Raw genomic sequence first — 22,499 nt, 5'->3', positions numbered from 1 at the left:
GCCGGTCATTTCGCAATCGTCGTGCCCGCCGGCGCGGCGGCGGGGAGGCGAACGATGAAGCTGGAGCCCTCGCCCACGCAGCTCTCCACCACCAGGTCGCCCCCCAGCATCTTCGCCAGCTTGCGGGAGATGGGCAGTCCCAGCCCGGTCCCTCCCCGCGTGCCGCGCACCTGCTCGAACTCGTGGAAGATGCGCTGCTGGTCTTCGGGCGCGATGCCCGGGCCGGTGTCGCGCACCCGAAGCTCCACGCCTCCGTCGCCCAGGGCGTCGGCGGAAACCGACACTTCGCCGCCGGCCGGGGTGAACTTGACAGCGTTCGAAAGAAGGTTCACCAGGATCTGCCGCACCCGCGCGGCGTCGGTGCCGATGACGGACGCGCACGGCGGCTTCTGCAGCGACAGGCGCACGCCCTTTTCGTCCGCCACAGGCTGCAGCGTGGCGGCCGCGTCTTCCACGAGCTCGCGGACGGCGGCGGGCTGGATGGTAAGCTGCACGCGTCCGGCCTCGATCTTGGCGTAGTCGAGGATGTCGTCGACGATGCGCAGCAGGTTGCGGCCGGCGGTGCTGGCCTTTTCCAGGAAGCCGCGGGCCGTCGGCGGGATGTCGCCGGCCAGTCCGTCGAGAAGCAGCGCCTGGTATCCAAGGATGCCGTTCAGCGGCGTGCGCAGCTCGTGGCTCATCGACGCGAAGAAGCGCTCCTTGGCCCCCGACGTTTCGCGCAGCTCGTCCAGCGCGTGCGCCAGCTCCTCGCCCCGCCCGGCCAGGGCGCGGTGAAGGCGGGCGTTGGAGATGGCGACCGCGGCGTGCCCGGCCAGGGTGAGCGCCAGCCGCGTGTCCTGCGGCGACGGCTGGTAGGCGCGCCGGTAGCCGATCACCAGCGCCCCGAACGTGCTTCCGAACAGCGCCAGCGGAACGCCGAGGCCGGCCTGCATCTGCTCGCTGGCGTGGAACGGGTATTCGGCGGGGGAAAGGCCGTCGGCGCCGCCGAGTGAGATGGGGTTCTCGGCCTCGATCACCCGCCGGGCGAACGGGTCGTCGTCCAGCACCGGCGCGTCGGTTCGCAGCCCCACGGCCGCCATCGTCCGCACGTTGTCTCCCTCGCGCGTGCTGACGGTCACGTAGTGCGCACCCAGCAGCGTGCGGGTGAACCGGGCGACCAGGGTCAGGACCTCGTCGGGGTCCAGCGTGCGGTTGGCGGCCAGCCCCAGGATGTGAAGGGCCTCGCTTTCCTCGGCGCGGCGCAGCAGGGTTTCGCGCTCGGCCTCTACCTCGGTGCGCTCGCGGTCCTGCTGGGCGACGGCGTGCAGCGCCAGCCGCACCCGCTCCCATCCACCATCCTGGCCAAGGGGCACGCCGAACGCCTCGCGATCCGCCAGCACCACCACGCTTCCCAGCGGGCCCCCCAGGGCCAGCACCAGGGCGGCACCCCGCTCCGTCCCGTGGCAGGAAACGCCTTCGGGCGAGGCGGCGAGGGCGGGGGGCTCCGAGCCTTCCGGCCACGCCGCGGGCGAGCTGCCGCCCACCCACCACGCACCGTGGACGAGCGCCGCCTCGCGCAGCGGCTCCAGCAGCGCGCGGAACGCGGCGGCGCAGGTGCCGCTCTCGCGGATGAGGAGCGCAAGCTCGGTCGGGGAGATAGCGGGTGCTTGAATCACGATCGCCCGGCGATGCAGAAATCGTTCTTGGGCGCCGCCAGCATTGGGTGCAACGAGAGCCGCGCCAAAACTTCGGTCGGCAGTAGAGATTCCGACCGTGCTCCACGGGGCGAGTGCACGAAAATCGGGAATGGGGCGATAAAATGGGGCGCCGGGGCGGTTGCTGAGCCTGGAGGCGAACACGAGGACGGGATGAGGTGCACACGGGGCTGGGGGGCGCGTCCTCGGCTGCCGTGGGGCCCTCACCCGTCCGCGCTGACACGCGTCCACCCTCTCCCACAAACAGCGTGGGAGAGGGGGTACACTTCAGCCCCGTGCGGTCCGGCAGTCATGTGTAGCGGCCCTAGCGATGCGCTGGAGCACGGTAGGCAGATCGTCCAGGACTTCTTCGTTGCGGAAGCGGATTACGCGGATGCCATGGGCTGTGAGATGTGCGGTGCGGGCCGCGTCGCGCTCGCGCTGGAGTGGATCATCGTGAACGCTGCCGTCGAGTTCTACGCAGAGTCTCACCTCGGCACAGAAGAAGTCGAGCACGCAGGAGTGCAGCGGGTGCTGGCGGCGGAACTTGAGCCCGTTGACCGCCCGTCCCCGGAGCACGCGCCACAGCTTCTCCTCGGCAGGAGTCTCCGCCCGCCGAAGCGCCCGGGCGGCGGCGCGCACCTCTCGCGACGAATGCCGGCTCTGCTTCATACCAGACCTCGCACCGAACTCAGAAGTGTACCCCCTCTCCCACGCTGTTTGTGGGAGAGGGTGGACGAGCCTAAGCGAGGACGGGTGAGGGCCCCGCGGGGCGGAGGACGAGCACTGTAACATCCGTCCACACCACCGTCCAGGTTCTTGTCTGTCGTACCATGCGCAAGGCAAGAAGAGAGGGCCGCCCCGGCACCAGGGGCGGCCCTCGTCTTCTCCGCGCCGGCGCGCCGGTTACTGCACCACGCGCCTCACCTCGCCCACGCCGACGGCGGCGCCGCCGCGGCGGGGGTCCGCCACGCCCGACTGGTAGCCGTTGGGCAGCACGATGATGGACTGCACGTCGCCCTGGAACCCCCCGCGCTCCGCCACCGCGTGCCCCATGGCCCGCAGCCGCGCCGCCGTGGCGTCGGTCAGGCCGTTGCGCTCGTAGCGCAGGGTGTCGGGCAGGTGCTGGTGGTGAAGGCGCGGCGCCAGCGTCGCCGTCGCCACGTCCATCCGGAAGTCCACCACGTTGCTGACGATCTGCGCCACCGAGGTGATGATCGTGGATCCCCCCGGCGTCCCCGTCACCAGCAGCACCTTGCCCGCCGGGTCCAGCACGATGGTGGGCGTCATCGCCGACAGCATCCGCTTGCCGGGCTGCACCGAGTTGGCCGCGCCCTGCACCAGGCCGAACTGGTTGGCCACCCCCGGCTTGCTGGTGAAGTCGTCCATCTCGTTGTTCAGCAGGAACCCGGCGCCCTCCACCGTCACCAGGTTGCCGTACAGCGAGTTGATCGTCGTCGTCACCGCCACGGCGTTGCCCCGCGCGTCCACGATGGAGTAGTGCGTGGTGTGCTCGCCCTCGGACGGCGCGCCCAGCCCCGGCGCCACCTGCGTGGAGGGCGTGGCGCGCGCCCGGTCGATCCCCCGGCGGCGCTCGGCGGCGTACGCGTCGGACACCATCCGCTCCGTGGGCATCCGCACGAAATCGGGATCTCCCAGGTACGCGTTGCGGTCCGCATAGGCGCGGCGGGTGGCCTCGGCGAAGGCGTGCACGTGCTCGGGAGACAGGTAGCCCATCCGCGGAACGTCGTATCCCTCCAGGATGTTCAGGATCTCCGCCATGGTCACCCCGCCCGACGACGGGGGCGGCATGGAGATCACCTGGTGCCCGCGGTATCCGAAGTTCACCGGATCGCGCCAGATGGCCTTGTAGCGCGCCATGTCTTCGCGGGTGATCAGCCCGCCCCCGCGCTTCATCTCCGCTTCAACCAGTTCCGCCGTGCGCCCGCGGTAGAAGCCGTCCATCCCCTCGGCGGCGATGCGGCGGAAGGTCTCGGCCAGGTCCGCCTGCACCAGCCGCTCGCCCGTGCGCGGCACCCGGCCGGCGGGCACGAACACCTTCGCGGTGCCGGGAAAGCGGCTCAGCCGGTCTTCGTACGAGCGCAGCGAGCTGGCCAGCCGCTCGTGCACCACGATCCCCTCGGCCAGGGCGATGGCGGGCTGCACCAGCTCGGCCCAGGGGAGCGAGCCGAAGCGCTTGTGGGCCTCCCACATCCCCGCGACCGAGCCCGGCACCCCCGCGGCCTTGTGGCCCACGATGGAAAGCGAGTCCGACACGTTGCCCAGCGAGTCCAGGAACATGTCGCGGGTGGCGGCAAGGGGGGCCGCCTCGCGGAAATCCAGCGACGCCGTGGTGCCGTCGGCCATGCGCACCACCATGAACCCGCCGCCGCCGATGTTCCCCGCCTCGGGGTTCACCACGGCCAGGGCGAAGTGGGTGGCGACGGCCGCGTCCACCGCGTTGCCGTTGCGGCGCAGGACCTCGGCGCCCACCTCGCTGGCCACGCGGTCCGTGGTCACCACCATCCCGCGGGCGGCCAGGGTGGGCGAGATGGAGCCGCGCGGAAACTCCCAGTCGGTGGCGAACCGCACGGTGTCGCCGGCGGCCGCCTCGGCGCGGGCGGGGCCGGACGGGCCGCAGGCGGGCGCCAGGGCAAGGAGGAACAGCGGGAGCGCGCGATGGATCGTAGTCACGGTTCGGCCGCCTGGCAGCAGGGGACTGGTCGGCACGGCGCGGGTGCCGTACGTTGCCGGAACTAAACTACGGCGGAGCGCGGCGGGGGCAACCGGGCGGCGACCCGGAACCTTCCTTGCGTTCCCCTTCGGAACGGCGCACGTTGCGTCCGGCTCCGTACTTCTCCCGCGTCACCGACGGATGACTCCCAGGCCGCCGCTGGACCCCCGGCTCACCGAGCAGCGCAACCCCGCCACCGCGGAAATCGACCGCCTGTCGGCGCTGGAAATCGCCCGCATCATCAACCTCGAAGACCAGAAGGTGGCGCCCGCCGTGGCCGCCCAGATCGACGCCGTGGCGCGCGCCATCGAGTTCGCCGAGGCGGCGTTCCGCAAGGGCGGCCGGCTGGTCTACGTGGGCGCGGGCACCAGCGGCCGGCTGGGCGTGCTCGACGCGTCGGAGATGCCGCCCACCTACGGCATCGATCCCCAGATGGTGCAGGGGATCATCGCCGGCGGATACACGGCCCTGCTCAACGCCGTCGAGGGCGCCGAGGACAGCCGCGAGGCGGGGTGCGAGGAGATGGATGCGCGCGAGGTGGGGCCCAACGACTTCATCTTCGGCATCGCGGCCTCGGGAAGCACGCCGTACGTGCACGGCGCGCTGACGCGGGCCAAGCAGCGGGGGGCCCGCACCGGCTTTCTCCTCTGCACCCATCCCGACGAGTGGATGCTGCAGGTGTACGACGTGGTGATCTCCGTCCTGGTGGGCCCCGAGGTGGTGACGGGGTCCACGCGGATGAAGGCGGGAACGGCGACCAAGCTGGTGCTGAACATGGTGACCACCGGCGCCATGATCCGGCTGGGCAAGGTGTATGGCAACCTGATGATCGACCTGCGCGCGACGAACGAAAAGCTGCGCGACCGCAGCGAGCGCATCCTGATGGAAACGCTGGACCTGGAGCGCGAGCCGGCCCGCGCGCTGCTCAAGGCGTCCGGCGGAAGCGTAAAATTGGCGATGGTGATGAAGTGGACGGGCGCCGACCGCGAGCGCGCCTCGGCCGAGCTGGCGCGCCATGGCGGCCGCGTGGGCGAGGTGCTGAAGGAAAGCCGCGCCCGATGACGCCCTTTCCGGGCGGGTTCGACCGCTTTCCCCAGCGCCCGCCCTCCGAGGTGGAGTGGGAAGACCTGCTCCTTCGGCTGGAGATCGCTCCGCGCGCCCTGGCGCTGGCGGTGGAAGACGCGGGCGGGCGCGGCGCCTCGCTCCTTCCCGAGCTGAAAACGGCGGTGCTGTCCGACGAGTGGCTGGGGCAGGCCATCGAGGCGCTGTCGGAGGGCCGGCCGCTGGCGCGCGGCGGCGACTTCCTGCTGCAGCTTCCCAACGAGCACGACGTGGGCAAGCGTTACCTGGGCGCCTTCGCCTCGCGCCGCGCCCGCAACTTCGCCATGCTGCAGCGGCGCGGGATCAACGTGTGGGACTGGCGCGCCGACGTGGACGGCGAGCCGGTGAGCATGTACCAGCTGGTGTCTGCGGTGGTGGATGCAGACGGCGAGCGGCTGGCCCGCGTGCGCCAGGCCGGCCGGGAGGGCTGACCCGTGCGCATCGTCGGCCTGATGTCGGGCACCTCGCTGGACGGCATCGACGCCGCGCTGGTGAAGGTCTCGGGCGAGACGACGGACGACGTCGCCGTGCGCATGGACGGCTTCGTCACCCTGGCCTTTTCCGAGGCGCGCCGGACGGCCATCCACGACGCCATCCTGGCGGGTACGGCGGAAGCGCTCTGCGACCTGCACGCCGACCTGGGCGAGTGGCTGGCCGAGGCGGCGCTGGCGGTCTGCGAACAAACGGGGACGCCCGTCGAGCGGGTGGACGCCATCGGCTCGCACGGGCAGACGGTGTGGCACCGCCCGCCGGGGAATGGACGCCGCGGCGCCACCCTGCAGCTGGGCGATCCCGCGACCATCGCCGAGCGCACCGGCCGCCCCGTGGTGGCCGACTTCCGCCCCCGCGACGTGGCGGCGGGCGGCCAGGGAGCGCCGCTGGTGCCGTGGGTAGACCAGCTGCTGTACGCCCTGCCGGACCAGGCGCGGGCGCTGCAGAACCTGGGCGGCATCGGCAACGTCACGCGCGTGCCGCCGAAGGGAAGCGGCGAGCAGGTGTTCGCCTTCGACACGGGCCCGGCCAACTCGCTGATCGACGCCGCGGTGGAGATCGCGACGGGGGGCCGGCACCGGTACGACAAGGACGGCCGGCTGGCGGCGCGCGGGACGGTCGACCAGGCGCTCCTGCGGGACCTGCTGCGGCACCCGTACTTTGCCGCCGAGCCGCCCAAGTCTACCGGGCGCGAAGAGTTCGGCCGGCCGTTCGTGGAGCGGCTGGTGGAGGCGATCAAGCCCGAGGGCGACCAGGACTGGATGGACCTGGTGGCCACGCTGACGGAACTGACGGCCCGCACCGTCGCCGACGCGTACCATCGCTGGGTGATCCCCCTGGGCGTCGGCGAGGTGATGCTGACGGGCGGCGGGGCGCGGAATCCCACGCTGGCGGGGCGAATCCGCGAGCTGCTGGCCCCGCTGCCTGTCACGGATGGGGGGGGGCTGGGCGTTGATCCCGACGCGAAGGAAGCCGTGGCCTTCGCCCTGCTGGCGTGGGCGCACCTGAAGGGCATTCCCGCGAACGTGCCCTCCGCCACGGGTGCCGCCGGCCCCCGCGTGCTGGGCTCGCTGACGCCCGGCGCCTGACCCGATGACCCTGAGGCCGATGCCGCCGCACCGCACCCTCGCCCTTTGCCGCCTGGCCCGCCGCGCATTCGTGCTGGCGGGCATGTGGGCGCTGGGCGGATGCGTGCTGTGGGGCGGCCCCGGCGGCACGCGCCACGGCTCGCGGCCCATGATGGCCGACGTCAGACGGGTGCTGGACGTGGACGAGCCCTCGCCCGCCTACTTCCGGGCGCGGGCGCGCCTGGAGGTGCTGGGGCCGGAGCTGGACGCCATCCTGATCGGCCTGGTGGAAGACGCCACGGCCGACGAAAACGTGCGCGCCAACGCCATCGCCCTGCTGGCAGAGCGGCGGGCGGCGGGGTCGCTGGACCTGATCCGCCGTCAGCTGGCCGGCAGCGCGAGCGACGTGGTTCGCGCCGCGGCGGCCCGGGCGCTCCAGCGATTCCTCCCCGACTCGGCGGGGGCGCGCAACGCGCTGCGGGCCGCCGCGGGCGATCCCTCGTCGCTCGTGCGGCTCACGGTGCTCCAGCGGCTGGACGTGGAGGACGCGCCGCTGGTGCGCACGATGGTGATGCGCGACGAGAACGCCGAGGTGCGCACGATCGCCCGCCAGGTGCTGGAGCTCCTGGAGGCGCGCGGCGCCCCGCTGACGCGCGACGCCCGCCGGGACCTGCGGACCAGCGGGCCGGAGGACGCGCCCACCATCGTCTTCCATCCCGCGTGGACCGACTCGCTGGGCGGGGTGCAGGTGGGGGCGCTGTGGGTGGAGGTGCGGGGCGCGCCGTCGCTGGTGCCGCTGGGCCAGCAGGTGGAGGTGGTGGGGAACGTGGTGCCCGGGTTCTTCGACGCGACCCGTTCGGTGGTGGTGTTCGAGGCCGACCGCGAGATCCGCATCCGCGACCTGCGCACCGGGAACACGGTGACGCTGGGGCCCGGGGTGGCGCCCCGCGTGGTGCCCTTCACGGGCGGCTTCGTTTTCGTGCGCGAGGTGCCCGGCGCGCGCCGGGAGCTGGGCGGTGACGTTACCGAGCTGGACTACGAGGTGCTGCGCGCCTCGTTCTCAAGCACCACGGTCGAGGTGGTCGGCCGGATCACGGCGACGGCGCGGCCCGAGGTGAGGCGCGGGGCCTCGCCCGTGCGGTGGATGGTGGTGGGCGAGGGGGCCGAGGGATTCGTGCTGCGCGGGCCGGGCATCACGCCGTTCACCCTTCCCGGGCCGGTCGACTCGTATCCGCAGCCCTGATCCGGCTCTCCTTCCCGCCGGATCGCGCGTCTTCCCAGAACCGTTGGACCGCAGGTTGCGTCGGCGCGGCGGGCCCTCACCCCGCCGCGTTGACACGCGTGCGACCCTCTCCCACAAACAGCGTGGGCGAGGGGGTACACTTCGGGGTCGGACGCGGGAGAATCCAGGGCGCGCGCTCCGGGTCGATCCCGGGCGGTTGAAACCGCGGCTGGCACGTCACGAAGTCCGCCTGCGCGGACTGGGCGGGCCGGTGCCGTGCACACGCCCGCCGGAGCGCGCCCGACTGGCTCCCTTCCCCCGCGGGGGTTTGCGGGGGAAGGGCTGGGGATGGGGGCGGCCGACGCATGAGCCAGAGCCCGTCGACCGGGATCGAATTCTCCCCCTCTCCCGCTTGCGGGAGAGGGGGCCGGGGGGAGAGGGCAGCCGGGGACCGCGCTGGAGTGACCGAAGCGCACCGCCTCGTGTCCGCCGGCCGGGGGAGGGGCCTCCCGCGCAAGACGACAACGACAGAATCGGAATCGATGAGCTACGAGGGTCTGAACGTCGCGCGGCTGCTGCTGCCCGCGGTCCGCTGGAGCAGCGAGATCGGGTGGGACGGCTACCGCGACGCCATCGAGCGCGGGCTGGAGATGGGCGTGGGCGGGTTCATCCTGTTCGGCGGCCCGGTAGACGCGGTGCGCGCGCTCACCGCGGAGCTGCACAGCCGCTCGCGCCACGCCCTGCTGATCGCCAGCGACCTGGAGCGTGGCGCCGGCCAGCAGTTCCGCGGCGCGACGCCGCTGCCCCCCGCCGCCGCCATCGGGTGGCTGAACGACCCCGCCGTCACCGAGCGCGCCGGCGAGCTGACCGCGCGGGAGGCGCGGGCGCTGGGCGTCAACTGGATCTACGCCCCCGTGGCCGACGTGGACCTGGAGCCCGAGAACCCCATCATCGGCGTGCGGGCGTTCGGGACGGACCCGGACAACGTGGCGCTGCACGTGGCGGCGTGGGTGCGGGGGTGCGCGCGCGGCGGCGCCCTGTCGTGCGCCAAGCACTTTCCCGGGCACGGCCGCACCGTCGGCGACTCGCACGTGGAGAAGCCCACCGTTCGCGTGGACCGCGCGGCGCTGGAAAAGGACCTGGCTCCCTTCCGCTCGGCCTCGCAGGCGGGGGTGGACTCGGTGATGACGGCCCACGTGGCCTATCCCGCGCTCGATCCGGACGGGCAGCCGGCCACGCTGTCGACCCGCATCCTGGTGGACCTGCTGCGCGAGGAGATCGGCTTCGAGGGGCTGGTGGTAACCGACGCCATCATCATGGAGGGGCTGACGGAGGGCGGCAGCGAGGCCACGGCCTCGGTGCAGGCCCTGGCCGCCGGGTGCGACGTGCTGCTGTATCCGCAGGACGCCGAGGCGGTGATCCGCGAGGTGCAGGCGGCCATCGGCGACGGACGGCTGAGCCGCGCGCGGGTGGAGGATGCGCTGAACCGCACCGCCGCCGCCGCGGAGAAGTACGCCAGCGCTCCCGAGGGCGGATACGGCTCGGACGCCGACCGGCGCTGGGCGCTGGACATCGCCGTCCGCTCGCTCCGGGTCTGCCGCGGGACGCCGGAGCTACCGGCGCGCGTGCGGCTGGAGGAGGTGGAGGACGACCTGGGCGGCCCGTGGCCCCCGTATCCGCGCGACGCCTTTCCCGCGTCCCTCCGCGCGGCCGGGATCGAGATCGCGGACGACGGCGCGCCGCTGGTGGCGGTGTACTCCGACATCCGCGCGTGGAAGGGGCGGCCCGGCATCTCGGCCGCGGCGCAGGAAAAGGTGCGCGCGATCACCGAGGCGCACCCGGACGCGACGGTGGTCCTGTTCAGCCACCCGCGCCTGGCGCACGAGCTTCCCACCGCACGCCACCTGCTGGCCGCGTGGGGCGGCGAGGCCATCATGCAGCAGGCGGCGGTTGCTTGGCTGACAGGGATGGAGGGTGGGCTGGTGGAACTGGCGAGCGGGCTGGACCGGTAGGGGCCCCACCCCCGGCCCCACCCCGCACAAACTGCGTGCGGAGAGGGGAGGATTCGAACGCGCTCTGGCAGGTGTGGCGCGCGTGCAGGTGAAGCCCCGAACCGCGGCGCGCAGCGGCGGCGTGTCGGGGCTTTCCGCTTTCCGAGCGGCGGGTTCACCCGCTCACCAGGGCGGGAGATGCGCCGCGATGGTGGATGGCCGTCCCGGCTGATGCACACCTCGCTGATGCACACCCGCGCTGGACGTGGACATCTGGTGCCGAACTTGCGACCCCGCGCCCCAGGCACTCACACAGCCCCCGCGAACCCACACCGCCGTGAACCAGCCACACGCGTCCCGGTCCGTCTTCAGTGTCTTCGGACAGCGAAAGATGGCCGCGCTGCTCGTCCTGGGGTTCTCCTCCGGGATGCCGCTGTTCCTGACCAGCAAGACCCTGCAGGCCTGGATGACGGTGGAAGGCGTGGACCTGGCCACCGTGGGCAGGGTGAGCTGGCTGGCGCTGCCGTACACGCTCAAGTTCCTGTGGGCGCCCATCCTGGACCGCTACATCCCGCCCTTCCTGGGCCGCCGCCGCGGGTGGCTGCTGATCACCCAGGTGCTCCTGGGCCTGTTGATCGCCGCGATGTCGCTGCACGATCCCAAGCAGGCGCTCTTCATCCTGTTCGTCAACACGCTGCTGATCGCCTTCTTCAGCGCCACGCAGGACATCGCCGTGGACGCGTACAGCGTGGACGTGCTGGAGGATCGCGAGATGGGCGCGGGCGCCTCGCTCAAGGTGATGGGCTACCGCATCGCGCTCATCCTTACCGGCGGGCTGGCGCTGGTGATGGCCGACCGCATGCCCTGGGGCACGGTGTACATCATCATGGCGGCGTTCATGCTCCTCGGCATCCTGGGGACGTTCCTGGCGCCCGAGCCGGTGCTGCGCGAGGGCCCGCCCGCCTCGCTGGCCGACGCAGTGGTGAAGCCGTTCATGGAGTTCTACCACCGGGCGGGCCCCACGATGGGGCCGCTGCTGCTGCTGTTCATCATCCTGTACTCCATGGCCGACCGGTTCGTGCAGAACATGGCCAACCCGTTCCTGCTGGACGTCGGCTACACGCTCACCGAGGTGGGGGCGATCACGCAGGCGTTGGGGCTGGCGGCCACCATCGCCGGCGTTCTCGTGGGCGGAGCGTTCATCGCCAAGCTGGGCATCAACCGCTCGCTGTGGATCCTGGCCGTCATCCAGATGGGCAGCAACCTCGCCTACTATCTCCTGGCGGTGCGGCCCAAGGACCTGTCGCTGCTCACCGGCGCCATCCTGGTGGAAAACTTCAGCGGCGGGCTGGTGACGGCGGGCTTCGTGGCCTTCATGATGTCGCTGTGCAGCCGCCAGTTCTCGGCGACGCAGTTCGCGCTCCTCAGCAGCTTCATGGCCTTCGCCCGCGATTTCGTGGCGGGCTTCGCCGGCGACATCGCCAAGGCCACGGGATGGCCGCAGTTCTTTTTGATCAGCATCGCCGCGGGGATCCCCGCGCTGCTGATGCTGCCCATCGTGGCGCCGCTGACGCGCGAGAACCCGCGGGGCGCGGCGGAGCACACCGGCGAGGTGGCCGACGAACCGCTGACGCGCCCGGCCTGACCCTTTTCCGATGGATGCATGACGACGCGCACCCCCGCCCGTTCGCTGCTGGCGCTGGCCCTGCTGGCAGCGTGCGGCGGCCCGCCCCCGCCAGCGCCCGTGCCGCCGCCGGCCGTGGGGCCTGAAACCAGCACCCTGCGCCCCGGCGAGGCGCCGCGCATCCGCAACCTGCTGCCGCCCGTTCCGGCGGGGACGGGCACGCTGCGCATCCAGGTGATGTACCCCGGCGAGAACGCCGCGCTGACGGCCGCGGACAGCAACTTCATCTTCGGCAACGTGGGCACCGGCGGCGCCTCGCTCACCATCAACGGCGCCGCGGTGGACGTGGCGGCGAACGGCGCCTTCCTGGGCTTCGTGCCCGTCCCGGCCGATGGCGTGTACCGTTTGCGTGCGAGGGCGGGCGGGCAGGCGGCGGAGATGGAGCGGCGTGTCCGCGTTCCCGGTGGGCGTGGCGGCGGCCGCACGTCCGCGGGGATCGTGGGCGGCTCCGTCCTGCCGCGCGGAACGATCACCGCGATGGAGGGCGAGGCGGTGACGGTGCACTTCCGCGGCTCGCCCGGCGCGCAGGCGCGGATCGTGTTTCCCGGCGGAAGCTCGGTTCCGCTGGTGGAGCGCCGGACGGTGGAGCGCGACGAGGGCTTCATGCAGGACCGCACCTCGGTGCCGCGCGAGTTCACCGAGTACGCGGGAAGCTTTGCGCTCTCGCAGCCGCTCGCGGCGCGCGACACCGCCATGCGCGCGCCGACGCTGGCGGGTTCGGGCGGGCGCGCGGGGACGGCGATGATCGAGTACGTGCTGGACGGGCGCACGGTCCGCGAGCCGCTGGAGCTTTCCGCCGCGGTCCTGCGCGCGGGCGAAACGCGGACGGGTGTGGCCGCATCGGCCCGGCCGGACGGGATGGTGATCGGCACGGCACTGCCGGGGAGCGGCACGCCCTACCACTGGAGCTTCCCCAACGGTACCCGCTTCACCATCACCGGCGAGCGCGAGGGGGCCTACCGGGTGCGGCTTTCGGGCGACCAGTCGGTGTGGGTGCCGGTCGGGGACGTGCGACTGGAGCCCGCCGGTGCGCCGGCGGTGACGGGAACGGTGGGCGCCGTGCGGCTGGACCCGGCGCCGGGATGGATCGACGTGCGGCTTTCCACCTCCGACCGCCTGCCCTTCGAGGTGCGGGCCGAGGACGACGCGCTGACCATCAGCGTCTACGGCGCGGAGAGCCGCACCAACTGGCTCCATTACGGCCACGCCGACCCGCTGGTGAGGCGGGCGGAGTGGAACCAGCCGCGCGACGACCTGTACACGCTGCGGCTGGAGCTGGCGGAACCGGTGTGGGGGTGGCGCACGTTCTGGGACGAGTCCGGCGCGCTGGTGGTCCGCGTCCGCCGTCCGCCGCACATCGATCCACGGATGCCCATGCGGGCGCTGCGCATCGCCATCGACGCGGGCCATCCGCCCGGCGGCGCCATCGGGCCGACGGGGCTTACGGAGGCCGAGGCGAACCTGGCCATCAGCAAGCACCTGGTCCGCATGCTCCGCGAGGCGGGCGCAGAGGTGCTGGAGACGCGGCCCGACGCGCAGGCGGTGGACCTGGGCGCGCGCCCGCTGCGTGCGACCGTGGAGGACGCGCACCTCCTGGTGTCGGTGCACAACAACGCGTTCCCCGACGGGGTGAACCCGTGGGAGAACAACGGCACCACGGTGTTCTACAACCAGCCGCAGTCGCTGGACCTCGCCCGGCACATGCAGGCTGAGATCCTGGCCGAGATCGGCCTGCGCGACCTGGGGATCGCGCGGGCGGACCTGGCGCTCACCCGCCCGACGTGGATGCCCTCGGTGCTGACGGAAACCATGTTCCTGATGATCCCGCAGCAGGAGGCCGCCCTCCGCGACCCCGCGGTGCACGAGCGCATCGCCGCCGCGCATCTCCGCGCCATCCGCGCGTTCCTGGAGGGGCGCGCGGGGAGGTGAGTGCGTGAGTGCGAAAGTGCGAAAGTGCGAAAGTGCGTGAGTGCGAAAGTGCGAAAGTGCGAAAGTAAGTCCGGGGACGCGCTAAGGCCTGTCATCCTGAGCCCCAGGCGCACCAAACTGGCCCGCACGCCATGCCTCGCGGGGCGAAGGATCTAGCAGCGGAAACGTACAAGCCAGGGCGCGGCAGCGGTCACGGATGCTTGGACCTCGGCTGCCGTGGGGCCCTCACCCGTCCGCGCTGACACGCGTCCACCCTCTCCCACAAACAGCGTGGGAGAGGGGGTACACCCCAATCGGGTGCACCGAGCCAGCCGGGACGCAGTCGAATTCTCCCCCTCTCCCGCTTGCGGGAGAGGGGGCCGGGGGGAGAGGGCAGCCGGGGACTGCACGGCCGATCTCGAAACGCCTCGCCGCTCGCCAGGGTCTCAGCCGACGCACTGCAGACCGCCGCGCGCACCGGGCTGGCTCCCTTCCCCTGCGCAGTTTGCGGGGGAAGGGCTGGGGATGGGGGGCGCCCGCCGCCGCCCCGAATCAGCCTCTCCCCGACCGAAGTTCCCCCCTCTCCGCACGCAGCTTGTGCGGGGAGGGGCCGGGGGAGGGGCGCCCGCCCCCTCAGGATGACAATCTTCCGACGAGTGCTTCATGACCCGAATCCGGGCCGTTCGCTCCATTCTCCTCCGCATCGCCGCCGCCGCTTTCGCGGTGGCCGCGCTCGTGCCCGCGCCGGCTGGCGCGCAGCTGGCGCCGGATGCGCGGTGGCGTACGTTCGACACCGAGCACTTCCAGGTGCACTACTCGGAAGGGCTGGAGGACTTCGCCCGGCGCGCGGCCGCGCGGGCCGAGGAGGCGCGCGCGCTGCTGAACGACGCGCTGGTCCCCGCCCCGGCCGGCCGCGTGCACCTGGTGCTGGCCGACAACGTGGACTTCGCCAACGGCTTCGCCACGCCGTTCCCGCGCAACCGCGTGGTGGTGTACGCGCATCCGCCCGTCGATGAGCCGACCCTGGCCTACACCTACGACTGGCTGGAGCTGGTCGTGGGGCACGAGCTGGCGCACATCCACCACCTGGACCATGCCAGCGGAATGCTGGCCAACCTGCGCCAGGTCTTCGGCCGCAACCCGCTGCTGTATCCCAACCTGTTCGTTCCGCGCTGGACCACGGAGGGGCTGGCCACCTACCTGGAATCGCGCCTGACCGGCGCCGGCCGCGTCCACGGCAGCTACCACGAGATGGTGCTGCGCACCGCCGTGCTCGAGGACGAGTTCTTTCCCATCGACCGGCTGGCCGGCAACCCGGCGGACTGGCCCGGCGGCGGCGCCGCGTACGTCTACGGCTCCGAGTTCGCCGACTGGCTCTCGCACCGCTACGGGCCGGAGCGCGCGGGCAAGTTCGTGCGCACCGTGGGCCGTCGCGTGATCCCGTACGCGGTGGATGCGGCCGCGCGCGCCTCGTACGGGGTGTCGTTCTCCAGCGCGTACGGCGAGTGGCGGCAAGAGCTGCAGGCACGCTACGCCGCCAGCGCCGATTCCATCCGCGCCGGCGGGCTGACCGAGCCCGAGCTGCTGACCACCTCCGGCCGCAACACGGAATGGCCGCGGTACTCGCCGGACGGCTCGCGCATCGCCTACTCCGCCTACACGGGGCGCGACGACCCCTCCACCCGCATCCTGGGGCCGGAGGGCGAGGTGCAGGTGATCGCCGGGCGCACGTCCATCGGCCCCGCGTCGTGGCGGGGGGACGGGCTGGGGCTGGTGACGGGGCAGGTGGACCTCGTCGATCCGTATCGCGCCTTCTCCGACCTGTACGCGGTGGGCGTGGATGGCGGAGTGGAGCGGATGAGCCGCGGCGCTCGGCTGCTGGAGCCGGACGTGCGGCGGGCGGATGGGTGGATCGTGGCGGCTCGGGGTGGGGGAGAGTCTACGGAGCTGGTGCTGGTGGATGCGGACGGCCGCAACCCGCGCCCGCTGACCGGCGACGATCCCGACGTGCGCTGGTCGATGCCGCGCTGGTCGCCCGACGGCTCGCGGATCGCCGCCAGCCGCTGGCGCACCGGCGGGCTGTTCGACGTGGTGGTGATGGACACCGCCGGCCGCGTGATCCGCGAGTTGACGGCCGACCGCGCGCTGGACCTGCATCCGGCGTGGTCGCCCGACGGCCGCTACGTCGTCTTCTCGTCCGACCGCACGGGCATCAGCAACCTGTACGCGTACGACCTGCAGGCCGGGCGGCTGATGCAGGTCACCAACCTGCTCTCCGGCGGCTTTCAGCCCGACGTGTCGCCGGACGGGCGCTGGATCGCCTTCGCCTGGTACCGCGCGGACGGCTATCACCTGGCGCGCATTCCCTTCGATCCCGCCACCTGGCGCACGGCCCCGCCGGTAACGGCCGAGTTCGCTTCGCCGGCCCGTGAGACGGAGCGGTACCAGCGGACGGCCGGCGGCCCCTCGCGTCCGTACTCCCCCTGGCGCACGCTGCTCCCGACCACCTGGACGCCGCTGGTCTTCGAAGACGAAATCCTGGGCCCGGCCTGGGGCGTGGCCACGGGTGGGTCCGACGTGGTGGACCGGCACGCGTGGGGGATCGCGGCGCAGGTGTACCCGGTCAGAGGGCAGGTCGGCGGCGCGGCGGCGTACCTCTACTCCGGGCTGGGAACGCCCGTGCTCGGCTTTTCGGCGCGCCAGGAGTACGACGGATTTCGACAGGACACCTTTCCCAACCTGGTGCGGCGGGAGCGGTCGGCGTCGGCGATCGCCACGTTCCCGTTCCCGCGCTACCGCTCGTTCGGGTGGATCAGCACCGGCCTGAACCTTCGCGAGAGCACCTTCGACTGGCTGAACGACGTGGATCGCGCGTTCCCGTTCTCCCGAGGCAACGGGTTGGACCTGGGCGCGGTGCTCACCGTCGGCCGGTCGAGCGCGAGGGGCTTCGACTACTCCATCAGCCCGGAAGAGGGATGGCTGATGGCGGGCACCGTCGAGGGCCGCCGCTACCTGCGCGCACCGGAGGAGGAGGGAGATCCACAGGGTTACGTGCGCCTGGCGGGGCGCGGAACCGGGTTTCAGCCGCTGGGCAGGGTGAGCTTTGCGCGGAGCGTGCTGGGCGCGCGTGCGGTGGCGGCTGGCGACATGGGCGCGCGCAGCCCGGGATTCCAGCTAGGCGGCCTGAACGGCGGAAACGTCGCTGGGCCGCTGGGTTCGGAGACGGGAATCGGAGGGCGGCTGGAGTTTCCGGTGCGCGGGTACCAAAGCGGGGTGCAGTTCGGAGACCGCGCGGTTTCGACCAGCCTGGAGTATCGCGTTCCGCTGGTGCTGGTGGACCGCGGGTACCGGATGCTCCCCGCGTTCCTGGGCCGCAGCTGGGGCGCCGTGTTCGCGGACGGCGGCGCCGCCTGGTGCGTGGATGCCTGCTCCCCCGTGTTGGCTCCCACCCGGGAGATTTCGCCCATCTACTCCATCGGCGCCGAACTGGGCGCGCGTACGACGCTGTTCTACTACGCGACCATGGACATCATGGCGGGCGTGGCCGTGCCGCTGAACGAAGTTGCGTGGAGCGACGGCGACGACATCTACACGGTCGAGCGTCCAAAGCCGAGCTTCTACCTGCGGCTCGGACGGGCGTTCTAGGTAGATGGGGAGATGGGGCAACTCTGGTTTTGAGGCGCTCCGACGTGACCCGGCGCATGCCGTGGGCGCCCCCCTCTCCCGGACTCTCCCCCATAAACCCCATGGGGGAGAGGAGAATTCGATTGCGCTTCGGCTGGCCCCGCGCGCTCGATTGGCTCCCTTCCCCCGCGCGGTTTGCGGGGGAAGGGTTGGGGATGGGGGGCGCCGGCCCGAGCAGCCAACCCCGTCTGAAGGCTCCAAACCCCGAAGTGTACCCCCTCTCCCACGCTGTTTGTGGGAGAGGGTCGCACGCGTGTCAGCGCGGCGGGGTGAGGGCCCCACGGCAGCCGAGGCCCCGGGTTGGGTGTCCGCTGCCGCGCCCGGGCTTGTACGTGCCCTCTGCTGGATCCTTCGGCCCGCGAGGGTTGTGCTGCGGGCGGGTGTCGCTCGCCTGGGCCTCAGGATGACAGGCTTCGGTGCTCGCGAGGTGGATTGCGTGAGGTGGACAGAGTCGGACATCCACGCGGTGGATTGCGTCAGATGTTTTGTTCGATTAGCGTAGCAGGCGTTCCCGCACGAACTTCCCCGCACCACACCTCCGCCCGATGACGACCGCCACACTTCCCCAGGCCCGGGTATCCTTTCGCCTGCTCGCCGAAACCTTCCTTGTGTTCGGCATTTTGATGGCGGCCAGCATCGCCTGCCTGGGCTGGGAATCGCCCGCGCGGTGGCTGGTGCTGGCGGGGCTGATCGTGGCGCAGGGGCTGTGGCTGGACCGCATGTACATCGCCGCGCACGAGGCCATCCACAAGAAGCTCTTTCCCGACCACCCGGCGCTGAACGACGCGCTCGGTACCCTCCTGCTGCTGCCCGTCGCCGCCCCGTTCACCGTTTACCGGAAGATCCATTTCTTCCACCACGGCCACAACCGTCGCGACGCGCACACCGCCAACCTCGACACCTTCGCATCCGCGCGCCCGCTGACGCCGCTGCGGCGGGGGTACTACCACGCGGTGTGGATCTTTTTCGTATTCCTCGGCGGTTTCTTCGTCCACTCCATCGCAGCGGTGCTGATCTTTCTGCTGGTGCCCACCGCGCGCGCCGAACGGATCGCGCCCGTGTTCAAGCACTGGCGGGGCTCGCGACGGCTGCGCGCCTGGGCCGAGTTCGCCGGCGGCCTGGGCTTTCACGCCGCCGTGTGGTGGGCGCTGGGCTTCGAGGCGTGGCTGGTGGCGCTGGGGCTGCCGCTGGCGGTGTTCGCCTGGGTGTGGTCGCTGCTCCTGTACGTGTACCACTACGACACCACCGTGGGGCCCGACGTGCGCCACAACGTGCGCTCGCTTCCGCGGCAGCGGTTCTTTTCGTGGCTGCTGCTGAACTTCAACGAGCACGCCACGCACCACTACGATCCCAACATCCCCTGGCACCAGCTGCCGGACCGCCGCCACATCCTGCCCGAGGCGCACCACCACAATCAGGGCGTCACCTCGCTCTGGCAGGCCATCTGGCAGCAGACGAAGGGGCCCCACATCGAGGAAATCGCCGAGGTCGGCGAGTTTTCGGTGGACCTGGGGCTGATGCGCAGATGAAGATCCGCCCCGCGCGGCCGGACGACGTAGAGGGGATGCTGCGGATCAAGCAGGAGCTGAGGCTGGATCCCGCGGGAGGTGATGCGCCCGGTGGCGGCTTTCTGCTGGGGGCCACGCGCGAGCAGTACGAGTTCCTGGTGGCGAACGCGCAGGTCCTCGCCCTGGCGGATGATGGCGGGGCGCTCGGCGGCTTCGCGATCGCGCTCCCCGACCCCGTGCTGCGAGCGACGGATGTCTGGACCCGGCGCCGGTCGATTGCGTGGGGCGATGGAAACTGGGACGCGCTGGAGGGCGCGCGCGTGGCCTACTTCGACCAGCTCGCCGTGCGCCCTGGCCGGCGCCATCGCACGTACGCACCCGCTCTCGCCCTCGCCGCCCTGGAACGACTCGCCGAAAAAGGGCACCAGCACCTGTTCGCCACCGTGGTCCGCGAACCGGTGATGAACCTCACCTCGCCCCCGCTGCTGCACGCCATCGGCGCGGCGCGGGTGGGCACCATCGACGAAGAATATCCCGGGGTCGGCCGCGTCCTTTCCGACGTCTACCACCTCGCTCTCCATCCCGGAACCGCCGCGGACCTGGCCTCCGGGTCCGCGCTGGGGCGGCGGATCGCCCGCACCCTCGCCGCTGCAGCCGAGCCCTCCATCCCCTGACGCGACGTCGTCGAATCAGGCCACTGGCAATGTGAACCAGAAGTCGGCGCCCTCGCCCGGCACGGTGTCGACGCCCACGCGGCCGCCGTGCGCCTCGACGATGCCGCGGACGATCGGCAGCCCCAGCCCCGCGCCGGCGCGGCGGGCGGGGCCGTCGGCCTGCCAGAAGCTTTCCCACAGCCGCTCCACGTGCTCGGGCGCGATGCCAGGCCCGGTGTCGCGCACCCAGAACCTCACCTCGCGCGGCCCGGGATCGGCCCCCAGCGTCACCGTGCCGCCAGCGGGCGTGAACTTCAGCGCGTTGCCCACCAGGTTGCTGAACACCTGCATCACCCGGTCGAAGTCGGCCGCCACGTCGGGGCACTCCGCCAGTGGCACCTGCTCCAGCGCCGTCCCCCGCTCGCGTGCCAGCGGCATCATCATCCCCGCCGCCTGGTCCAGCAGCCCGCACGCGGAAAGCGGAGCGGCCTCCACCCGCAGCTGGCCGGCCTCGATGCGGGCCACGTCCAGCAGGTCGCGGATCATCCGCTCCATGGCCTCGGCGCCGCGCACCACCTGCTCGGCCGATTCGCGCGCGTCGGCGGGGAGGCCGGGGTCGGCGAGCAGGAAGTCGGCGTGCAGGAGGATGGCGGCCAGCGGGTTGCGCAGGTCGTGCGACACCACGCCCAGCACCGAGTCGCGCGCCCGCACCGCCTCCTGCGCCTCGGCGTACAGGCGGGCGTTGTCGATGGCCAGCGCCGCGCGGCGCGCCATCTCCTGCGCCACCGTCAGGTCCTCCCGCCCGTAGCGGCGGCCGGAGTGGTCGTACGCCAGGGTGATGGCGCCCAGCGTGCGCCCCCGGGCGATCAGCGGCACGATGATAAAGGAGCGCGGCTGGATGCGGGTGAAGGCGGCGCGCGTGCGGTCGTCGTGCCCCAGCCGCGAGATCACGTCGTCCGTCACCTCGGGCACCAGCAGCGGCGCGCCCGTGCGCACCACCTGCAGCACCGGGCGCCGCTCGGGATCGCCGTCGGGCGGGTTGACGGCGTCGGGCACCAGCAGCGCCTCGCCCCGCGGGTCGCGGTGCGCCAGCGCCACCCGCCGCGTGCCGCCGTCCGGCGTCACCTCGTCGATCAGGCAGTAGTCCGCCAGCTCGGCCACGGCCAGCCGCGCCAGCTCCTGGTACCCGGCCTGGCGAACGAAGGCCGCGCTCAGCAGCGTGCCCACGTCGGCCAGGAAGCCGGCCCGCCGCGTGGCCGTCTCGGCCGCGGCGCGCGCCTCCCGCTCGCGCTCCAGCAGGGCCGCGCGGGCGCGCTCCTGCGCCTTGCGCTCGCTGATGTCGTGGTAGATGCCCCAGGTGCCCACGCGCTGCCCCCGGGCGAACACCGGCGCGCCCGTGATGTGCACGTCGGTGACGCTTCCGTCCTTGCGCCGGCGGACCGTTTCCGCCTCCGTGCGGGCGCCCGAGGCCACCTGCGCCGTGATCTGGGCGCCCTCCCCGCGCAGGTGGTCGGGAACGATCAGGTCGTTGATCTGCCGGCCCCGCGCCTCGTCGGCGGGATAGCCGAAAAGGCGGCTCCACTCGGGGTTCACGTCCAGCACCTGCTCGGACTCGTCCAGCAGCGCCAGCCCCTCGGGCGTGGCATCGAAGAGCTGCTCCAGAAAGGCCCGCTGCAGCGCCAGCGCGCCCTCCCGCCGCTCCGTTTCGCCCACGTCGCGGAGCACCAGCAGCCGCCCGTTCACCCGCCCGCGTGCGTCGTGCAGCGTCGTCACGCGCACGTCCACCAGGTGCGCGCCCTCGCCCGTCCCCACCTCCACGCGCACCGGGCCGGCACCCACCTCCTGGTCCATCGTCCCGCCCAGCGCCCCCAGCACCTCCGCCGCCGGCCGCGCCACGAGGTCTGCCTCGCCGAGGGACAGGATGCGGCGTGCCGAGGGGTTCACGTCCAGCAGGCGGCCCGTCTCGTCCAGCACCACCACGCCGTCGGGCATCTCTTCCACCAGCGCGGCGCGGGCCACGGGCACCAGGTCCAGCAGGCGCAGGCGGAAGATGGCCCAGAAGAAGACGGCGCCGCTCAGGGTGAAGAGCACGGGCATGGGGTTGGCCGGGAACCGTACCCATCCCGCCACGTGAAGCACGTTGCCGATCCACGGCACCGCCGCCGCCACCACGATGGCCCACGCCTGCCGGCGGTACAGGTGCGCCGACCGGAGCGCGCGCAGGCTCACCACGCCCACGGCCAGCCACATCAGCCCCCACGAATACACCACGTGCAGCCAGAATCCCCAGGCGGGCACGCTGTCGATGGCCGCCCGCCCGCCGCGCTCCACCAGCGCGAAGCGCGTCCAGAAGGCGTGGTGCACGGGGTTGGTGGCCACCATCACCAGCGTCAGCGCGGGGATGGCGGAGAGTGCGATCCACCAGCGGCGCAGCCACGCATCGCGCCCGGTGAACTGCAGGGCGAACACCGCCCACGCCACGGCGACCACGATGGCGCCGGCCTGGGTGAGAACGGCCAGCAACGCCTTGCCCTGGAAGCTGGCGTTGGCGCGGTAGAAGGCGTACGCCAGCGACCACCACGCCGAAGACGCCATCAGCAAAACGAAGCCGCCGGCCGCGGGAACGCGCCGGTGGCGCCAGGCGAACGCGCCCAGGGCGGCGCACACCATCGCCGAAACGAGGAGCGGGATGAACTCGGGCGTGGACTGCCAGGCCATCGTCACGCGCGGGGCGGGGACAGCGGGGCGAGGCGGAATGGCTTCGCGCCGATGCTGGCGGAAA

At 72.2% G+C, this 22,499-nt stretch carries 14 protein-coding genes; 10 read left to right on the top strand and 4 right to left on the bottom strand.

The window, feature by feature from the left end; genetic code table 11:
- Positions 1-5: 5 nt before the first annotated feature.
- The 3 genes from VGB24_RS03770 to ggt form a co-directional block, all read right to left on the bottom strand.
- Positions 6-1,655 carry a HAMP domain-containing sensor histidine kinase gene (locus tag VGB24_RS03770; RefSeq protein ID WP_331071625.1) on the bottom strand — a complete coding sequence of 550 codons (1,650 nt, stop codon included), beginning with the start codon at positions 1,653-1,655 and terminating at the stop codon, positions 6-8.
- Positions 1,656-1,961: 306 nt separating this feature from the next.
- Positions 1,962-2,345 carry an endonuclease domain-containing protein gene (locus VGB24_RS03765; protein ID WP_331071624.1) on the bottom strand — a complete coding sequence of 128 codons (384 nt, stop codon included), beginning with the start codon at positions 2,343-2,345 and terminating at the stop codon, positions 1,962-1,964.
- 234 nt (positions 2,346-2,579) lie between these two features.
- Entirely contained in the window at positions 2,580-4,367 is a 1,788-nt protein-coding gene (gene ggt, locus VGB24_RS03760) for a gamma-glutamyltransferase (RefSeq protein WP_331071623.1), read from the bottom strand.
- 181 nt (positions 4,368-4,548) lie between these two features.
- Here ggt and murQ point away from each other — a divergent pair, with 181 nt between their 5' ends.
- The 10 genes from murQ to VGB24_RS03710 all read left to right on the top strand — a co-directional run bounded on the left by murQ (position 4,549) and on the right by VGB24_RS03710 (position 19,738).
- Complete coding sequence (murQ, locus tag VGB24_RS03755; protein WP_331071622.1) at positions 4,549-5,469, top strand: N-acetylmuramic acid 6-phosphate etherase; 921 nt, start codon at positions 4,549-4,551, stop codon at positions 5,467-5,469.
- Complete coding sequence (locus VGB24_RS03750; RefSeq protein ID WP_331071621.1) at positions 5,466-5,939, top strand: hypothetical protein; 474 nt, start codon at positions 5,466-5,468, stop codon at positions 5,937-5,939. Before murQ ends, VGB24_RS03750 begins: the two co-directional genes overlap by 4 nt.
- A 3-nt stretch (positions 5,940-5,942) precedes the next feature.
- On the top strand, positions 5,943-7,088 hold the full coding sequence (locus VGB24_RS03745) for an anhydro-N-acetylmuramic acid kinase (protein WP_331071620.1): 1,146 nt from the start codon (positions 5,943-5,945) through the stop codon (positions 7,086-7,088).
- A 4-nt stretch (positions 7,089-7,092) separates the two neighbouring features.
- Positions 7,093-8,310 carry a HEAT repeat domain-containing protein gene (locus VGB24_RS03740; RefSeq protein ID WP_331071619.1) on the top strand — a complete coding sequence of 406 codons (1,218 nt, stop codon included), beginning with the start codon at positions 7,093-7,095 and terminating at the stop codon, positions 8,308-8,310.
- Positions 8,311-8,831: 521 nt separating this feature from the next.
- On the top strand, positions 8,832-10,301 hold the full coding sequence (locus tag VGB24_RS03735; RefSeq protein ID WP_331071618.1) for a glycoside hydrolase family 3 protein: 1,470 nt from the start codon (positions 8,832-8,834) through the stop codon (positions 10,299-10,301).
- Between the two features lie 370 nt (positions 10,302-10,671).
- Complete coding sequence (locus VGB24_RS03730) at positions 10,672-11,925, top strand: AmpG family muropeptide MFS transporter (RefSeq protein ID WP_331071617.1); 1,254 nt, start codon at positions 10,672-10,674, stop codon at positions 11,923-11,925.
- Between the two features lie 18 nt (positions 11,926-11,943).
- The gene (locus tag VGB24_RS03725; RefSeq protein ID WP_331071616.1) at positions 11,944-13,893 is read left to right on the top strand and encodes an N-acetylmuramoyl-L-alanine amidase; all 1,950 of its coding nucleotides are present in this window, start codon (positions 11,944-11,946) and stop codon (positions 13,891-13,893) included.
- 642 nt (positions 13,894-14,535) lie between these two features.
- On the top strand, positions 14,536-17,517 hold the full coding sequence (locus VGB24_RS03720; protein WP_331071615.1) for a hypothetical protein: 2,982 nt from the start codon (positions 14,536-14,538) through the stop codon (positions 17,515-17,517).
- Between the two features lie 584 nt (positions 17,518-18,101).
- Entirely contained in the window at positions 18,102-19,085 is a 984-nt protein-coding gene (locus tag VGB24_RS03715) for a fatty acid desaturase (RefSeq protein WP_331071614.1), read from the top strand.
- Positions 19,082-19,738: a hypothetical protein gene (locus VGB24_RS03710; RefSeq protein ID WP_331071613.1), complete on the top strand. Its 657-nt coding sequence runs from the start codon at positions 19,082-19,084 to the stop codon at positions 19,736-19,738. Before VGB24_RS03715 ends, VGB24_RS03710 begins: the two co-directional genes overlap by 4 nt.
- Before the next feature lie 15 nt (positions 19,739-19,753).
- On the opposite strand, the gene VGB24_RS03705 is transcribed toward VGB24_RS03710, so the two are convergent.
- Positions 19,754-22,435, bottom strand: a complete 2,682-nt coding sequence (locus VGB24_RS03705; protein WP_331071612.1) for a histidine kinase N-terminal 7TM domain-containing protein — start codon at positions 22,433-22,435, stop codon at positions 19,754-19,756.
- Between the last annotated feature and the right edge of the window lie 64 nt (positions 22,436-22,499).

Origin of the sequence: Longimicrobium sp. (assembly GCF_036399935.1) — a bacterium.
Taxonomy (GTDB): domain Bacteria; phylum Gemmatimonadota; class Gemmatimonadetes; order Longimicrobiales; family Longimicrobiaceae; genus Longimicrobium.
This window is presented reverse-complemented; position numbering and strand designations above follow the sequence as displayed.